Origin of the sequence: Pararobbsia alpina (assembly GCF_965118125.1) — a bacterium.
Taxonomy (GTDB): domain Bacteria; phylum Pseudomonadota; class Gammaproteobacteria; order Burkholderiales; family Burkholderiaceae; genus Pararobbsia; species Pararobbsia alpina_A.
The window spans coordinates 714,598-729,769 of record NZ_OZ221288.1 but is presented as its reverse complement, the minus strand read 5'-3'; the positions used below and the strand labels follow the sequence as shown (position 1 = coordinate 729,769).

15 protein-coding genes are annotated in these 15,172 nt (G+C 60.6%); 1 reads left to right on the top strand and 14 read right to left on the bottom strand.

The window, feature by feature from the left end:
- Nucleotides 1-230 precede the first annotated feature (230 nt).
- From ACMFWR_RS21590 to ACMFWR_RS21525, 14 genes are all read right to left on the bottom strand, one after another.
- A complete protein-coding gene (locus ACMFWR_RS21590; protein ID WP_413196730.1) occupies nucleotides 231-2,156 on the bottom strand; it encodes a VWA domain-containing protein in 1,926 nt (641 codons plus the stop codon).
- Nucleotides 2,153-2,851: a TadE/TadG family type IV pilus assembly protein gene (locus ACMFWR_RS21585; RefSeq protein ID WP_413196729.1), complete on the bottom strand. Its 699-nt coding sequence runs from the start codon at nucleotides 2,849-2,851 to the stop codon at nucleotides 2,153-2,155. Before ACMFWR_RS21585 ends, ACMFWR_RS21590 begins: the two co-directional genes overlap by 4 nt.
- A complete protein-coding gene (locus ACMFWR_RS21580) occupies nucleotides 2,848-3,285 on the bottom strand; it encodes a TadE/TadG family type IV pilus assembly protein (RefSeq protein WP_413196728.1) in 438 nt (145 codons plus the stop codon). The genes ACMFWR_RS21585 and ACMFWR_RS21580 overlap by 4 nt, the downstream gene beginning before the upstream one ends.
- 53 nt (nucleotides 3,286-3,338) lie before the next feature.
- Nucleotides 3,339-4,280: a tetratricopeptide repeat protein gene (locus ACMFWR_RS21575; protein WP_413196727.1), complete on the bottom strand. Its 942-nt coding sequence runs from the start codon at nucleotides 4,278-4,280 to the stop codon at nucleotides 3,339-3,341.
- A complete protein-coding gene (locus ACMFWR_RS21570) occupies nucleotides 4,277-5,236 on the bottom strand; it encodes a type II secretion system F family protein (RefSeq protein ID WP_413196726.1) in 960 nt (319 codons plus the stop codon). The genes ACMFWR_RS21575 and ACMFWR_RS21570 overlap by 4 nt, the downstream gene beginning before the upstream one ends.
- A complete protein-coding gene (locus ACMFWR_RS21565) occupies nucleotides 5,233-6,213 on the bottom strand; it encodes a type II secretion system F family protein (protein ID WP_413196725.1) in 981 nt (326 codons plus the stop codon). Before ACMFWR_RS21565 ends, ACMFWR_RS21570 begins: the two co-directional genes overlap by 4 nt.
- A complete protein-coding gene (locus ACMFWR_RS21560; RefSeq protein ID WP_413196724.1) occupies nucleotides 6,210-7,697 on the bottom strand; it encodes a CpaF family protein in 1,488 nt (495 codons plus the stop codon). The genes ACMFWR_RS21565 and ACMFWR_RS21560 overlap by 4 nt, the downstream gene beginning before the upstream one ends.
- Complete coding sequence (locus ACMFWR_RS21555; RefSeq protein ID WP_413196723.1) at nucleotides 7,697-8,920, bottom strand: AAA family ATPase; 1,224 nt, start codon at nucleotides 8,918-8,920, stop codon at nucleotides 7,697-7,699. The genes ACMFWR_RS21560 and ACMFWR_RS21555 overlap by 1 nt, the downstream gene beginning before the upstream one ends.
- Nucleotides 8,921-8,956: 36 nt before the next feature.
- A complete protein-coding gene (locus ACMFWR_RS21550) occupies nucleotides 8,957-9,331 on the bottom strand; it encodes a CpaD family pilus assembly lipoprotein (RefSeq protein ID WP_413196722.1) in 375 nt (124 codons plus the stop codon).
- A gap of 12 nt (nucleotides 9,332-9,343) precedes the next feature.
- Nucleotides 9,344-11,155, bottom strand: a complete 1,812-nt coding sequence (locus tag ACMFWR_RS21545; protein WP_413196721.1) for a pilus assembly protein N-terminal domain-containing protein — start codon at nucleotides 11,153-11,155, stop codon at nucleotides 9,344-9,346.
- Nucleotides 11,156-11,202: 47 nt separating this feature from the next.
- Nucleotides 11,203-12,198: a Flp pilus assembly protein CpaB gene (gene cpaB, locus ACMFWR_RS21540; RefSeq protein WP_413196720.1), complete on the bottom strand. Its 996-nt coding sequence runs from the start codon at nucleotides 12,196-12,198 to the stop codon at nucleotides 11,203-11,205.
- 12 nt (nucleotides 12,199-12,210) lie between these two features.
- The gene (locus tag ACMFWR_RS21535) at nucleotides 12,211-12,810 is read right to left on the bottom strand and encodes a prepilin peptidase (protein ID WP_413196719.1); all 600 of its coding nucleotides are present in this window, start codon (nucleotides 12,808-12,810) and stop codon (nucleotides 12,211-12,213) included.
- Nucleotides 12,811-12,879: 69 nt separating this feature from the next.
- Entirely contained in the window at nucleotides 12,880-13,062 is a 183-nt protein-coding gene (locus tag ACMFWR_RS21530) for a Flp family type IVb pilin (RefSeq protein WP_413196718.1), read from the bottom strand.
- A gap of 715 nt (nucleotides 13,063-13,777) precedes the next feature.
- Complete coding sequence (locus tag ACMFWR_RS21525) at nucleotides 13,778-14,467, bottom strand: PepSY-associated TM helix domain-containing protein (RefSeq protein ID WP_413196717.1); 690 nt, start codon at nucleotides 14,465-14,467, stop codon at nucleotides 13,778-13,780.
- A gap of 385 nt (nucleotides 14,468-14,852) precedes the next feature.
- On the opposite strand from ACMFWR_RS21525, the gene ACMFWR_RS21520 reads away from it, so the two are divergent.
- Nucleotides 14,853-15,161, top strand: a complete 309-nt coding sequence (locus tag ACMFWR_RS21520) for an HU family DNA-binding protein (protein WP_413196716.1) — start codon at nucleotides 14,853-14,855, stop codon at nucleotides 15,159-15,161.
- The last annotated feature ends 11 nt before the right edge of the window (nucleotides 15,162-15,172 follow it).

Sequence of the window (15,172 nt, the reverse complement as noted above, 5' to 3'; positions counted from 1 at the left end):
CCCGTATCGTTCGATCCCGAAGTCAGTGGTTCAGGAAAGCGGGCGGAAAGCGTCGGCGAGAGAAGTCGCGACGCAACTGCGTCACGGAAGGCCAGGCAGGGAGCTTCGGGACTTGATGGACGAGCAAGATGGCTGGTGCCGGTCCTTAGCTGCCACAGCTGCGTGAGTCGCCCCAGCGTGTCGCGAGTCATCCGGGCAGGTAGATCAGCGCGACACGTGTGCGAGCACGGTTATTTGCTGATGCGCAACTGCCCGATCTGGCTCGCGATCTCTGCGAAGATGCTGTTGAGCGTGGCCGAGTCGGGCGCGTGATAGTAGTCACCGGGCGTGGCGCAGTTGCTCATGTTCTGCTGCGCGGCCGAGCTCGATGCGTCCGCGCCGAACGTGATCGAATAGACGGTGATGCCGCTGTTTTTGATCGCCGTGCAGACCGACTGCTGGAAGGTATTGAGATCGTCGGCCCATCCTGAGCCATTGCTGCCGTACGGATTGCCGCTATGCAATTCCGATGCGTCCATGAGGCCGTTGGAGAGCGACGAGCCGTCCGTTCTGAAAACCGTCGGGGCCGACAGTGAGCGTGAGGCAACGCCCGATAGCCCGTTGAAGTAGATATCGTTGATGAATTGCCCGCTCGAGCCGATCTGGTTCTGACCGTCGGTCAGCACGACGATGACGCGCTGGAGCCCGGTCGTGTTTTCAGGCTTGGGCAAGCTGGTATCGCTGGATATCCAGCCGCTGTTCTGAATCTGCGCATTGCCGCCCGAATTTGCGTTGACCACGTCGTTCGACCAGCTCGACGACAACATGCGCCAACCCCAGAGCAGCCCTAACGGGATGATGGTCGAACCCGATGGCTGCATTTGCGAGATCGAATTCAGCAGTGTCGTCGAGTTCGACGTGAGGAACGTGGTGGGCAGAATGTGATTCGAGTTGCTTGTCGAGGCGACGCAGTTATTGTTCTGGTTGATCTGAAACACCGACGACGAGGTTGTCGTCTCCGCGGCTTCGGTTGGGACGCCTTGGCCTTTGGGCGTGACTCCGCACGCGTTGGCAGAAAGCGAACCGGCCGACACGTTAGCGCTGACAGGCACGCTCATGTACGTCGCATTCGTTGCGTTCGTGCATTTGGATTTGTCGGTCGAGTTCGAGAACTTCTGCAGCGTCAGGCCAGCCGGCGGCACGTTGTAGTAATACGGCGTGAATTTCATCGTATCCGTCGGCGAATAGGGCAACGGATAGACGTGTCCGTTCGCGTCGTGTGGCTCGACGGGGCATCCGCCCCAACCGGCGATCGAACCTGATGCCACCATCCCGACGTTTTTCGAGTTGTATGCGAACGATGGGTTCATCCAGCTGCCGGTCGGCGGCAAAGCGCCGCTGACGTTGACCATATTCGCGAACGGCACGAGTCCGACATAGGACGACGCAGACGTGCTCGACTGCGCGAAGATATCGTTGACCAGGGTGGTTGCAGCGGCGCGCAGGCCTGCAATCTTGCTGCCGCTCGAAGTCGAACTTGCGGAGTCGGCCATTGAACCCGTGTTGTCGAGGACCATGACGAGCTCGAGCGTGCTGCCAGAGACGCGGGTGACAGTCGTTCCTGCGCTGACGAGTTGTTGCGTGGTTTCCTGCGTGTTGTTGCCTGAGCCGCCTGAACTCCCGGACGATCCACCTGACGATCCGCCTGTCGCCGTATTCCAGAACAGGGCTCCAAACTTTGTCATGGAGCCGCCCGCGGACACCTGGATTTTCTGACCCGTCGTCGGAGACCCGGACACTGTGATCGAGAACTTGCTAGGGTCGACCTTGAAGCCGATGTAGGTCGCCGGCATGTTTGCCAGAAAGAATTGATAGCCGTCGGCCTGCCACTGCTGGAGATCGCCGGCCTTGGTCACGTCGAAATGAGCGATATCCGCGCCTGCCGACAAGGTCGCCAGGTCGCTCGCCATTTGCACCCGGCTTTGCGACATCACGCCATCCATCGTGTCGAACATGTACAGAAACGCGCCGACGACGAGCGTCGCCGTCAGGACGAAGACGACCGAAATGGAACCCTGATCGCCTGAGAGCAGGCCGCGCCACGACGGTGGGGCGAGGGCGGCTCGCGTGTCGTTCGCCGCTACGCTCGAAGTCCGGAAAACATCACGCAGCTTCATTGGGCCGCCGCGAGGTTGATCGGATTGCCCGAACGAGGGCGCACGTAGACACGTTCATAGATCGTCTTGGTGCCAGGCGCATTGGCCCAGAAGACGGACGTCATCGCGAACGGCGTGAATTTGTAGAAGACCTCGACGATGAGCACGGAATCACCCTTGTAGAAGGGCCAGACCGCCGGCAACAGGCCGCCGTTCGTTTCACGCGTCGTCATGCTGGCCTGCATCCACGGTGCGCTCTGCTGCCATCCTATCGACGGCGTGCCTCTCACCGTGCCAACGGTGCTCATGCCCGCTTTGCAGCTGGTGCTTGAATCGCACACAGACGTCAGCACAATGCCGCCTTGAGTGGTCATATCAAGCGGTGCAGCGATCAACACGGATGCGTTCCAGAATGTGCCCAGGTCGAACGCGCTGGCGGTGCCGTTGTTGTTGATGAGATTCGGTACCTGGCCGAGCATGTTGGCGAGGCCGAATGCGGTGCGCTCGACGGTGCTGACAGCGCGCATGTACAGGTACATCTCGCTGAAGCCGAGCAGAATGAACAACATCATGGGCGCGATGACCACGAACTCGATCACCGCGACACCGCTATCCGAATGTTTGAGCCGGCGAAGACCGGCGCGTATGCGCTGAACGCCTCGGAGCCGCTTCGGACCCGGCGTGCTTGAAGCGGACGAACGGAATTGGATTTTCATTGTTCGTTCTGCACGACGAAGTTGCGGCTAAACGTGAATACGAACGGCGCTCCAGCGTTGACCCAGCCTGGCACGCCCGTAAACGCGGGCATGGTGAGCGAGACGTTATAAGTGACGATATTGCCGCCGGCCCCGACGCCCGCCACGCCGTTCGCACCGCCAAGCTCATTCAGTGCCGAGTAGGCAGTCAATTGAACATTGACAGTACCGCCAAGCGGCGCCCACATGTCGAGTACCTGGTGCACCTTGGCAGTGACTGCCTGTGCGGGCGTGACGCCCGCTGGCGGCGCTCCCATTACCATGGCTGAGCGCGAAGCCACTTCCGCGGCCACCTGAACGGTCGCGTCTGCGATCATGTCGAGCGCAAGCTCGAATGAAGCAAAGATCAGGATAAACATGAACGGAGCGATGAACGCGAACTCGAGCGTGCTCACGCCCCGCTCGGAACGAGCGAAGCGGTGCCACGTTCGAACGTTTCGCCCGTGCATCATTGTTTGACGGCCTCACGTGATGGAGCGCCGTCAAGTGGCATGGCCCCGATCGCCGTCGTGGAGACAGTGGTCACGCTCGATGCTGCGCTCTCTGACGTGCGACCGCTGCTGACTGCACCGGGTTGCTTCGAATTGTCCGTACCACGGGCTGCTTTTATGCGCTCGCGCTGAAACGCATAGAAGCGCAAGTTGTCCTCAACGGTGGCTTTGGGCATGTCTTCGCCCAGAATTTCGCTGGCGGCTTCGGTGTTGCCCAGCATGCCGTAGGCGAGCGCAAGGTCCTGCGTCGCTTCTCGCGGCGCTGCCGGATAGCGCGTCACATCGAGCAACACGTTGACGGCTTCGCGCGGATTGCCAGCAAGGATCAACGACATGCCGAGATTCACGCTGAGCGTCGGGTCGCCCGGGTTGGCTTTGAGGCCGCGCCGGAACTCCGCCTGCGCGGCGGCATGATCGCCATTCAAATCGAGTGCGGTACCGAGCCCGGCGCACGCGAGTGCGTCGTTCGGCCTAAGGGTTTCGATCTTGCGATACTGGACGATCGCATCGTCGAGTCGACGCTGCTTGATCGCCACGCGCGCCGCGCCGAGCATAGCGGGGTAGAACGTCGGATCGACCTGCAATGCACGCTCGTACTGAACGCCCGATCGAGTGAAGTCGCCGACGGCATACAACGTATCTCCGAGCCCTGTCAGTCCGGGGACGGATTTCGGATCCGCCGCGACGAGCTTTTGATAGAGGGACGTTGCGAGCTGAATATTGCCGGACGCGAGCGCCGAGTCAGCAATGCGAATTTCGCTGACGCTGCTCGGGTTCGAGTTCTCGGTGACCGGGCGCACTTCCGGTGCGTGGGTGACCACGGTGGTGGTGCAGGCGGTCAGCGCAGCAAGTACGGCTGCGCACGATACGGCGATCGTTGAGCGAATGAGAGGTGTCATTGCTTCGATATCACTTCAAGAAGTTGGATGATGGCGGGCCCGGCGGCGATGGCCAGCACGCCGGGAAGCACAAAGATCATCATTGGAATCACCATTTTCGGAGCGAGCTTGGCAGCGCGTTCCTCGAGGGACACGATATGGGCGAGCCGTTCCGTGCGCGACAGCGTCTTCAGCGAATGCGTGATGGGCGTGCCGTAACGCATCGACTGCGTCAGCGTCGCAATCAGCGAGCGGATCGAGGGCAAGTCGATCCGCTCCGCGAGACCATTGAGCGCTCGCTCGTTGTCACCCGATAGCTGAAGTTCGTCCGCAGTCAGGAGAAACTCGTCCGAAAGCGGCGGGCAGATGAGTGCGAGTTCCTGCGAAACGCGCCGAATGCTCACGCCGAGACTGTTACCGGCATTCGTGCAGATGACGAGCAGGTCCAGCGCATCAGGCAGGCATGACGCCATGAATTTGCGTCGCGACCGGCTGCGCCACGCCATGAACCACTCCGGCACGATCATGCCGAGGATGAAGGTGCCGAGCATCAGAGCGCCGCGCAAAAGCGCGGTATGACCGAAGAGCGGTACGCGTGTGCCGAACGTCACGGCGAGTGCAGCGCAGACGAGGCCGAAGAGGAACTTGATCGCAAGGAGGATCGGAACCGCGGCCGGGCTTCTGTAGCCGCCACGCCGCAAGACGGCTTTCAGACGCTCACGATACGCATTGTCGAACATTGGCAAGTGTTCACCGAAGCGCGCGAGGCGGCCGAGCCAGCGCTCGCGAGCCGTTTTTTCCTCGTTGTCGCCCGCTGAAGTAGTGTCCGTTCCGGCGAAACGCGCCGCCTCTCGTGCACGCTCCGCGATGCGACCTTGGAGGCCACCGTATTGTGTCGCCCACCAAATGGCGATGCCCGCGAGCAGCGCAAGCAGCATCAGAAGGTTAACGAGCGCGTTGAAATTGTCCGGGCTCATCGTGTCGTATCCAGTCGCGACATCTTAGTAATGACAGCGATGCCCGCAACGATCGAGATCAGTGAGAACGTTGCGAGCTTGTGGCCCGAGGTCGTATTGACGAGGACGTCCGTGTATCGAGGGTTCGTTACGTAAAGGATTCCGAGTACAAAGAGGGGGATCGCCGCGAGAATCTTGGTCGTGACACGTGCTTCGCCCGTCAGCGCCTTGGTTTTGAGGCGGATTTCGCGACGTGTCCGAACGATGCCTGCGAGGCTTTCGAGCGTTTCGCCCAGTTGGCCACCGGTTTCGCGTTGCAGGGTCAGGCACACGCAGAAGAACGAAAAATCTGCGATTTCAATCCGTTTGGCGGCGATGTCGAGCACTGATTCGATATCCATGCCGAGGCGCAGCGAATCGCCCATGATCTGAAATTCGGTGCGAAGCGGCTCGGGAATTTCGTGGGCGGATGTGCTGATCACATGCGTGACGGGTACACCGGCGCGCACCGCGCGCACGACCAGGTCGAGGAAATCGGGAAAGCCGTCAAGGAAGCGACGTTTGAAGCGAGCGACAAGAAACCGGTAGCAAAACATGACCGATGCGACCGGGGCGGCGGGAATTGCCAATGCCTTGATCACGCGGGGTAGTGTGAGGAGTTCATCGCCAACGATCGCGAGCACGAGACCCGCTACGCCGGTCGCGAACACGATGTGCACACCATACTTGCCGGCAACCGTCTCGATTCGGGCACGCTTCGGAGCCAGCCACCGATGGAACTTTCCGTTGCGCATGTCCGACCGGATCATGCCGCGCGCGGCGTCGGCCTGCGCATCGTCGTGCGACGCCGCGCCGATCGTCACGGATTGCTCAAGTGCGCGTGCGCGTATCCGGGCGTCCGGGCGCTGCGAACGAAGGCTTTGCAGCACCCACGCCATGACGCCGGCGAGAATGACGATCACAAACGTGCAGGCGGTGACGACGTCGACGGTGTTCATGGTCGCATCGCTTCGAGGAGCGGCTCCTCAAGCCCGTAGTACGCTGCTTTGTCCGCAAATGCCGGACGGACGGGCGCGGTCTCGTAGACGCCTTTGACTTCATCGCTGTACGCCGACACGTCGAAGCGGAAGGTGAACAAATCCTGCGTGATGATCACGTCGCCTTCCATGCCGACGATTTCGGTAATCCGTGTGACGCGGCGTACGCCGTCGCGCATCCGTTCGATTTGCACGAGCAGGTGCAGCGCGCTGGCAATCTGCCGGCGAATCGAGGCCAACGGCAAATTACCGTTGGCCATCATGATCATGCTTTCAAGTCGCGTGAGCGCGTCGCGCGGCGTGTTGGCGTGGATCGTCGTCATCGAGCCGTCGTGGCCCGTGTTCATCGCCTGCAGCACGTCGAACGCTTCAGCACCGCGTGTTTCGCCGAGGATGATCCGGTCGGGACGCATCCGCAGCGCATTGCGCACGAGATCGCGCTGATTCACGCCGCCAAGGCCTTCTGCGTTTTCGGGGCGCGTTTCGAGACTGACGACGTGCGGCTGCTGAAGCTGAAGTTCCGCGGCGTCCTCAATCGTGATCACACGCTCACCGTGATGAATGAAGTGCGATAGTGCGTTGAGCAACGTGGTTTTGCCAGAGCCCGTACCGCCCGAAATCACGACGTTGAGGCGGCAGGTGCTCGCCAGTTTGAGCACGACGCTCATGGCGGCGGACATGTTCCCCTGAGCCGCCATTCGCTGCAGCGTGATGTTTCTGCGCGAAAACTTCCGAATGGCGATGCAGGCGCCGTGGATGGCGAGCGGCGGCAGAATGACGTTGACCCGGCTGCCGTCGGCGAGCCGCGCGTCGACCATTGGGCTGCTTTCATCGACGCGGCGCCCAATGGCCGCTGCAATGCGTTGCGCGATGCTGACGACGTGCGCGTTGTCGCGGAACTTATAAGGTGTCAGCTCAAGTCGACCGTGGCGCTCCACGTACACCTGGTCCGGGCCGTTGACCAATACGTCGGAGATCGTTTCGTCGGCGAGCAAGGGTTCGATCGGTCCGACACCGAGCATGTCGTTGAGCAGCTCGGTGACGATGAGGCCTTGCTCGGCCAAGGTGATGTTGAGTCGTTCGCGGTTCGCCACCTCGAGCACAAGCTGTTCGATGGCCGGCGCCATCTGCTCGCGTGTCTTGCCGACGGCCGCCGACGGGTTCATCGCATTGAAGACACCGTTGCGCACGATGCGGAACAGGTCCGAGCGCACGAGACTCTCATTGCCGACGGTCGCGGCCGAATACGTGTCGAGGCCCGCGACTGCTCGCGCCAGCCCGCCGAACGTCGCCGGCGCAGGTGAGACGGACGGTACCGCAGCCTGTTGGACTCCGGTTTGCGTCGGAGGCACCGATGCCGGATGACCGACGACGGACGGGGCCTCAGGGGCCTCGGCCATTGTCGTGTCTACGACGGGGGCGAGTGTGCGCTTGTTGCCGAACATCACCGTTTCCTGATCGAGAACTTCTTGAGCAACGAACGTGCGGCTTCCATCTGCTGCCCGGTCAGGTCACCCGCAATACGGCTGATCGCATGCGTGAATCCTTGCTGCGACTTGTCCTTGGGCGTTTCACCGAGGTTTTCCGCTACGGCGATCGCTTTGGGCTCAAATGGAATCTCGTGGAGCACGCTGCGGTTGATCGCATTCGCGAAGTCGTTGGTGTTCACTCGGCCGCTCGTCACCGCGTTCGGGTTGTTCAGCAACACCGAGGTGGGCGGTACGTTGTCGCGTGTCTCGATATAGCGCAGGCGGCGCATCGTTTCGCGCGTCGAATGCACCGAGCGGTCAGCGAGCAGATAGACACGGGCCGAATGGTCGAGCGCTTCGTTGGCAAGCGCGTCAACGCGCGTGCCGACGTCCAGGATCACGTAGTGGAAGCTGTCGCATAGCAACGTGAGAATGCGGGCCAACGCACCTTCGTTGATCGGTGCCGCAGAGCCATACTCGAGCTCGGACGAGAGCACGAACAGCCGATTGTTCTTCGACACCAACGTCCGCTCGACGTATTGCGGGTCGAGACGGTGATGGTTCTGCAGGACGTCGGTGAGGCCGTGGTTCGTCTGCAAGCCAAGCATGCTGTTCGCCGCACCGCCATAAGGATTCAGGTCGACGTATGCGACGCGGCGATGAGTCTGGTCAGCAAGGTGGCGAGCCAGATTCACCGCGACGGTGGTCACGCCGATGCCGCCGCGCGTCCCGGTGATCGTGACCGTTTTGCCGGCACGGGAGCGCACCACAGGCGCGACCTTGCCATCAGACAGGTTAATTGTGCGCTTGAGCAGCTCGACGGTCAGCGGCTTGACGAGATAGTCGTGCACGCCGAGCTTGAGCAGGCTGCGGAACAAGCCAACGTCGTTACGTTCACCGAGCGCCACGACCTGGACGGAGGGCTCGCAGACTTCGGCAAGGCGTCCGAGATCCGACAGGGGCATCACCGAGCCGTGGAGGTCGACGAGCAGAAAGACGGGCGACCGCTCGAGCTTCGAGACGTACGCAATCGTATCGTCGATGTTGCCGACCGCAATATGCACATGCGGCATCGCTTGCTCGAGCACAAAGCTCTTGAGCGTCTGTTCCGTCTGCCGGTCCGAAACGAAGGCAATGAAATCCGCGGCGCGCGCGCCCGCCTTGCCTTTGCTGAAGCTGAGTTCGGTGGTCGTACTCATATTGGGTTTGCCGTTGTCGCGTTCGTGCAGGGAACGCTATTGCGCACTGCGCGATGTTGAGGTGTCGAGCGGCGTCACTTTGTCAGTCCGGTAGCGGCGCACGGCGCTCGCGGCGACGTTTGCGTCCGTCGGCCCGAGCGGTGCCGGGTCGAACAGATCCTTAGGGTTGACGACTTGCGCGGCAAGGTTCGAATAGGTCGCGCATCCCCACGCCATTTTCGGGCGCGGCACACCGCCATCGAGCAAGCCGGAACGGCGATACAGCTGCTCACAATCCGGCGGTTCGGCGCCGTGTTCGTCGCCGCGAATGAACGATGCATCCGGCATCGTGCGCGGTGCCGGAAAGCAGCCGGCAAGGGCGCACATCGTGACGACCGATGCGCATACGAGGGCGAGGCGATAGTGGCTCATCTTGATCAGGCCTCAATAAACATAGCCCGCACCGCCAATCAGTCTCGGCAGTGAGTTGGGATCAGCAGGTGGCACGTAACTCGGATTGCTCAGTTCTTGCTGGCGCTCGAATCCGTATTCGATATCGCCCGACGGGAACAGGGTTCGCCGGAGCGATTCGAGCGGCGTGTGCAGTTTTGCCGGGCTCACCGGTTCGACGAGATACGGCGTCACGATGATCACGAGCTCGGTCTTGTTGTTCAGATAGTTCGTCGACGAAAAGAGCTTGCCGATCACGGGGATGCTGCCGATACCGGGAACTTGTTGAACGACGTCTGTCGTGTTCGTTTGCAACAGACCGCCAATGGCGAAGCTTTGGCCGCTGGACAGGTCGACAGTCGTATCGGCGCGACGCACGCTCAACCCAGGGATCGTGATGCCGTTGGTCGTCACCGTGGTGGTGGTGTCGATTTGGCTGACTTCCGGGCGCACCTTGATGCTGATGTGGTGGTCGTCGACAACAGTCGGCGTGAAATCGAGCTTGACACCGAACTGCTTGAACTCGACCGAAATGGCACCGTTGATCTGCGACACGGGAATCGGAAATTCGCCACCTGCGAGGAAGCTCGCCGTCTGGCCTGATTCAGCGACGAGATTCGGCTCGGCGAGGATCGTCAGCAAGCCTTCCTGGTTCAGCGCATCGATCATCGCCTCGATGCTCGTATGCGCGGTATTGAAGCCACCGAAGATGCCGTATGCGCCGTTTGAAGGAATATTGACCGGATAGGTCGTGCCACCGGTCGAATTCGCAATCGGAGACGAGAGGTTATACAGCGGCGTACCGCTGAATATGCCTGTGGCAAAGTGGCCGAACCCGGACGCCATCGCCTGCCAGTTGATGCCCCATTGCTGCGTCACGTTTCGATCGACTTCGGTGATGCGTACGCGAAGCTGTACCTGCTGCGGTCGCGAGATCGTCATGTGATTGACGAGCATTTCTTTGTCCGCGAGGTAGGGCGTGAGGCTTTGTACGATGGCGTCGGCTTCCGATGCATTGGGAGCCTCACCCGTCACATAGAGCGACCCGGTGCCTTCCGTCAGGCGGATGCTCACCTTGGGAAAGCGCGCCTGCATCATCGACTGCAGCGCGGCCATATCGCGTTGCACGACAACGTTTCGCTGCAAGAGCGTCTTGTTGCCCGCGCCGAGTGCGTAGAGCGTGGTCGCGCCGGTTTTCTTTGCCAATACCAGAATCACGCGCGGCGACGGTACGTGTACATCGGCGATGGCGGGATCCGCAACAAACACCGAGGTGGCGTCCGCGTTGAGACGAACAAGGGTGCCCTTGCCTTCTCCAAGCGAAATTGATTGCGTCGGATCGACATCGGCTTGCATCACGACGGGACCGGACGGCTGAGACTCGTTCACCGCAGCGGTGGAAGCGGACATTGCGGCCGGTCGCGACAGCTGCGGAGCGTTCCGGTTTGCAGGCGCATTTGAATTGCCCGCGATCAATGCGTCGGTCCGCGGACCCGGCGACGAAGTCGCGGGCGATAGGGCGGCGTACTGCGCCGCTTCAGGCGCATGGGGCGACAGCGAGGCGATAGGCCTCACACCTGTGTCGACCGTTGCGTCTGTTTCGGTGGCAACCGCAGCGGTCGGTTGTGCGATTGGAGCGATGCGAGCGGGAATGGGACGCACTGCCGCGGGGTTCGATACGATCGCACCGCCAGCTGATGTTCCGGGCTCCGCCAGTGCGCGGGGCGACGCGGCAATGGCAACGCTCAGCGCGATAGCCGCGAGGGTCATCCCAACCGGACGCCGCGGGTACTGCATCAATTTCATGGACCTGTCCTGATGCGGTGCGAATGGCACCTGCGTGGAATGAGGCTTCATCGCGACCCCGTCGAAGGCTGCACGCCAGGCAACGGCGGAACGACGGTGTTCGGACCTGCGCCGCCACTCGAGCCGGTGGGGGCGAGCGAGTCAGTCTGTTCCGAACCACGATAGATTGTCACACTGCGTGGAATCGCGACGGTGCTTGTCGCAACGATCGGCGCCGATTCCGTCTGTACGTGCGGCTTGGGCAGATCGTGCAGCGCGCGTGAGATGTCGCCGGCCCATACGGGCGGTGTTGCCGAAGCGTCCGATGCATTTGCAGCAGAAGCAGACGATGCCGCAGCCGGATCTCGCGATACGGTCGCGAAGCTGCGCAGCGCGAGCGACAGACTGCCGAGGCGCGCGGCGACCGAGATGACTTCACCCATGCGCGGCGTAACTTCGAGCGTCACGGTCCGAGCACGGTTGTTAATGTCGGGCGCGGAATCGTCTCCCTTGGGGCGTTTGATTTCAGAACCGACGGCGAGCACACGAACGTGCTGCACAACGGTCTCACTTGCCACCGAAAGATCAGGAGCGTCCGTGCGGCGATCGAGGTTTTGCGTCAGAAGCAGGTCGACGTAGTCGCCCGGCTGGATTAGGCCAGCATTTCCGGAGACGTCATCGACGGCGACCGAGATCGCCCGCATATCGGGTTTCAGGGTCGCGGCGAGGAAGCCGGGCGCACTCGGCAGAATGACGTCGTCGACGGTCAGCGACGTGCCGGCAGCAACGGGATGGCGAAGCAACGCGCCCTTGATATCCGCGCCGCCTTGCGCATGTTCGACAATGGCATTCGTCGGGATTTGGTTCGGCGGTACCGTTTTCCACGTGAGATCGTCGTCGCGCAACAGCAAGCCTTGCGGCAGATCGGCAGCACTCGTACGGATCTTGACCATCTTGATCGCTGCTGTCGGCGAATGGGTCAGGCTACCGACCGCGACGCGCACGAGAAGCGCGCTGATTAGGGCGAGCGCAATCAGGAGCGCGAATTTGATGATGTTCGACATGTCTGCGACGTCCTAGCGCGTCGATACATAAGCCAATACAGCGGGTGCAACGATGACCAGGCCTCCGCCCAATGCCAGCGCGACTCCGTATGGCACGCCGCGCTTCGCCGAAAACATCGAGAGCGCCTTGAGCAAGCCATTGCGCTGGTCCTGCTTCATGCGCAGCGTCGCCACACTCAGAATTCCAACGAACGTGCCGATGACGGAGACAAACAACAGCACGTCAAATGCGTTTTCGAGCCCTGCCCACAGGAAAATGGACGCAGCGAGTTTTGCGTCGCCTCCGCCAAGCATGCGGAAAAAGAACAAGACAGCGCATGCAGCGAATACAACACCTGCGATAACGGCATGCGTGAGCACAACGTGAATGGGTGTTCGGGAAATCACTGCGTCAACGGCGTAAAGCATTGCGATGACGAGCACACCCCGCACGGGCAAACGACGCGTGCGCACATCGACCACAGCAAGCCATAACAGCACGGCGAGCGCGGTCAAGCGAATCAACAGGGAGAACGCCAACACGACAATCTCGGGAGAAAACGGCAAGCGCAGGCACGCACCATCGCGCGTTGCGATGTACTTCGGCCAGCGAGCGGCTGGGAAGGGGATCAAGCAGATTCAAATCTGGCGTGTTCGGGCGTTCCGCCCGAACATCGCCATGTTCCGCCGCTTGCCGCCGATTTAGCCGCCCGCAGCCGCCTGGACCTTGGTGAACAGATGGGTGAACAGATCCGAGAACCCGGTTTGGAACGTGCCCGAACCGATTGCCGTGAGCGCGACGAGGATCACGCCGGCGAGGATCGCGTATTCCATGGCGGAAACGCCAGAATCGTCGCGAACGAAGAGGTTGAGAAGTTTGCGCATGGCTCAGAAATCCCGTAACTACCGTTATATGAAACCAGACCTATTACCGTTAGGTCGGTATTCGTGATCGTAGTGAGGGATTCGAAGACGAGTTGTGCTCAATTCACAGAAATGACGCACGGAAAACCATAATACGGAAACCGAAATGACCGTCGCTTATCGGCATCAAACATCAAAACTTGATAGGGTGGAATCTTGTTATTTTCTGCGAATCGGGCGGAATGACCGGGTGTCAATCGCTTGTTTGAACGAACGCGTAAATCGTATATCGCGTTGTTTAGAAGAGGCGTGATGCTGTTTAGTTGTCCGAGTATATCCTGTGCCGCCGCTGGGGTAAAACTTGGTAAGGCAAAGGGTATCGGACAAAATTACACACTATGGTATGAGGATACCAGCGTCCGGCAGAAAATTTTTTAGTAAATTCCCGCAGAGCCAGCGAGTATTTTTCTTTTTTTGGACGACTGGATAGTGTGTGGCGCAGAAACGCCGATTTCAGCGTTTGAGTCTCCTCGAATCGGAGACGCATTTCAGTGCGCTTCGGCACATCTGGAGAAGATAAATCGGTTATGACCGGTACGGCGCAGTGAGGGGGAATTGCATAGTGCCCTCGGCCGTCTTGCGAATTCTCTGAGCGGGTCACGCAGCGGAGCATCGGGCGCGACCGATGGACGGCCCGCTTCGTCCGCCACCGGCCGCTAACCGAGAATCACAAACCTCAAACCGATTGCGCGGCCAGCGTGATCATCGCGATCACCGACACGATAAAGATCGATGCGCCCACTGTGCGGCGCTTGTTGAGTCCGGTCCACAGAATCACGCCGGTCAGCGACAGCAGAATCATCGATCCGGCAATCGAGTCCGCAAGCAGAATCCAGCCGATCGTTGCGCCATTCGAGCGGTGCAGTGCTTCGATGGTGGCGATCACACCCTGGTCGCGTCGCTCTACGCTGACTGCGCTCGCGCCTTTCCAATACTCGGCCGTCACTTGCGAATGCGTGTTGCCAAAGCGAATCGTCCAGTGTTCGGGCTGGATGACCGATTGGTCACCCCAGCTCACCGGATGCTCGGGCTCTTTCTGAACGCGTCCCATCGGCACGTTCTCAAGCTTGAGTTCGGACTGCAGGAACTTCGCGAGGTCCTTCGGCGACTTGGGCGGCGAGGGCAGCGCCACCTGGATGGTTGAAACTTCAGGCTCGCCGGTCTTGATCTTCATGACCGCGCGGTGGTTCTGCAGAAAACCGGTCACACCGAACAGCAGGCCCATCACGGCGCCCCAGAGTCCGATCCAGCCATGGATGCGGCGCAGCCACTTGAGAAACACGCCTCGACGCGACCGCGTTTTCTCGATCTCACGAGCGGGTGTGTCGGCAACGTTGGGTTGCGTCTCGAACTGGGTGGCTTGCATGTGCTGGGAATCCGGTGCCGATCGATGGACGATCGTGTCATTTAATGAGAGTGATTCGCATTTATAAAGGTTGGCTTACAGAAATGCAAGTGAACCCCTGATTACATCGAGTTACTTTGTGGTGGGTTCCTTCGGAACGATCCGTCGCGCAATATCAGAAGCGGTCGAAAGGGTGCCGTCGCACCGGGTCAAATTCCCGATAGTTGGGATGTTGACCGAATTTTGATTGTTTTTTCGTGTTGCCCGACGGACACAAGTGCCATCACTCGAAATCGCCAAGCACTTGTTTCCGCACCGAGAAATCGTGCAAAGCCCCGTGGGCGTTGGCTTGCAGGTTGCGCGAGGCCTTGGTGTCCGGTAACGTGTCCCCCTTCCGGCGCTCGCCTTGGGCGCTGGACGAACCCATCGAAGGACGAGAATGAACAAACAGGAACTAGTCGATGCAGTAGCCGCCGTGACGGGCGAGAGCAAGGCCGCGACCGCCGAAGCCATTGATGCATTCATCGATGTCGTGACGGCAACGGTCTCCAAGGGCGACACCGTCCAGTTGATCGGCTTCGGCTCGTTTGGCACGGGTGCACGTGCAGCACGCACGGGCCGCAACCCGGCCACCGGCGCAGAGATCCAGATCCCGGCCGCCAAGACGGTGAAGTTCACCGCAGGCAAGGCTTTCAAGGATCTCGTCAACGGCTAAGCCGTCTGATG

Bases quoted from the DNA above. Each gene is read 5' to 3' on its own strand.
- ACMFWR_RS21590 (WP_413196730.1), bottom strand. From the start codon at position 2,156: ATGAAGCTGCGTGATGTTTTCCGGACTTCGAGCGTAGCGGCGAACGAC.
- ACMFWR_RS21585 (WP_413196729.1), bottom strand. From the start codon at position 2,851: ATGAAAATCCAATTCCGTTCGTCCGCTTCAAGCACGCCGGGTCCGAAG.
- ACMFWR_RS21575 (WP_413196727.1), bottom strand. From the start codon at position 4,280: ATGACACCTCTCATTCGCTCAACGATCGCCGTATCGTGCGCAGCCGTA.
- ACMFWR_RS21570 (WP_413196726.1), bottom strand. From the start codon at position 5,236: ATGAGCCCGGACAATTTCAACGCGCTCGTTAACCTTCTGATGCTGCTT.
- ACMFWR_RS21565 (WP_413196725.1), bottom strand. From the start codon at position 6,213: ATGAACACCGTCGACGTCGTCACCGCCTGCACGTTTGTGATCGTCATT.
- ACMFWR_RS21560 (WP_413196724.1), bottom strand. From the start codon at position 7,697: ATGTTCGGCAACAAGCGCACACTCGCCCCCGTCGTAGACACGACAATG.
- ACMFWR_RS21555 (WP_413196723.1), bottom strand. From the start codon at position 8,920: ATGAGTACGACCACCGAACTCAGCTTCAGCAAAGGCAAGGCGGGCGCG.
- ACMFWR_RS21550 (WP_413196722.1), bottom strand. From the start codon at position 9,331: ATGAGCCACTATCGCCTCGCCCTCGTATGCGCATCGGTCGTCACGATG.
- ACMFWR_RS21545 (WP_413196721.1), bottom strand. From the start codon at position 11,155: ATGAAATTGATGCAGTACCCGCGGCGTCCGGTTGGGATGACCCTCGCG.
- cpaB (WP_413196720.1), bottom strand. From the start codon at position 12,198: ATGTCGAACATCATCAAATTCGCGCTCCTGATTGCGCTCGCCCTAATC.
- ACMFWR_RS21530 (WP_413196718.1), bottom strand. From the start codon at position 13,062: ATGCGCAAACTTCTCAACCTCTTCGTTCGCGACGATTCTGGCGTTTCC.
- ACMFWR_RS21525 (WP_413196717.1), bottom strand. From the start codon at position 14,467: ATGCAAGCCACCCAGTTCGAGACGCAACCCAACGTTGCCGACACACCC.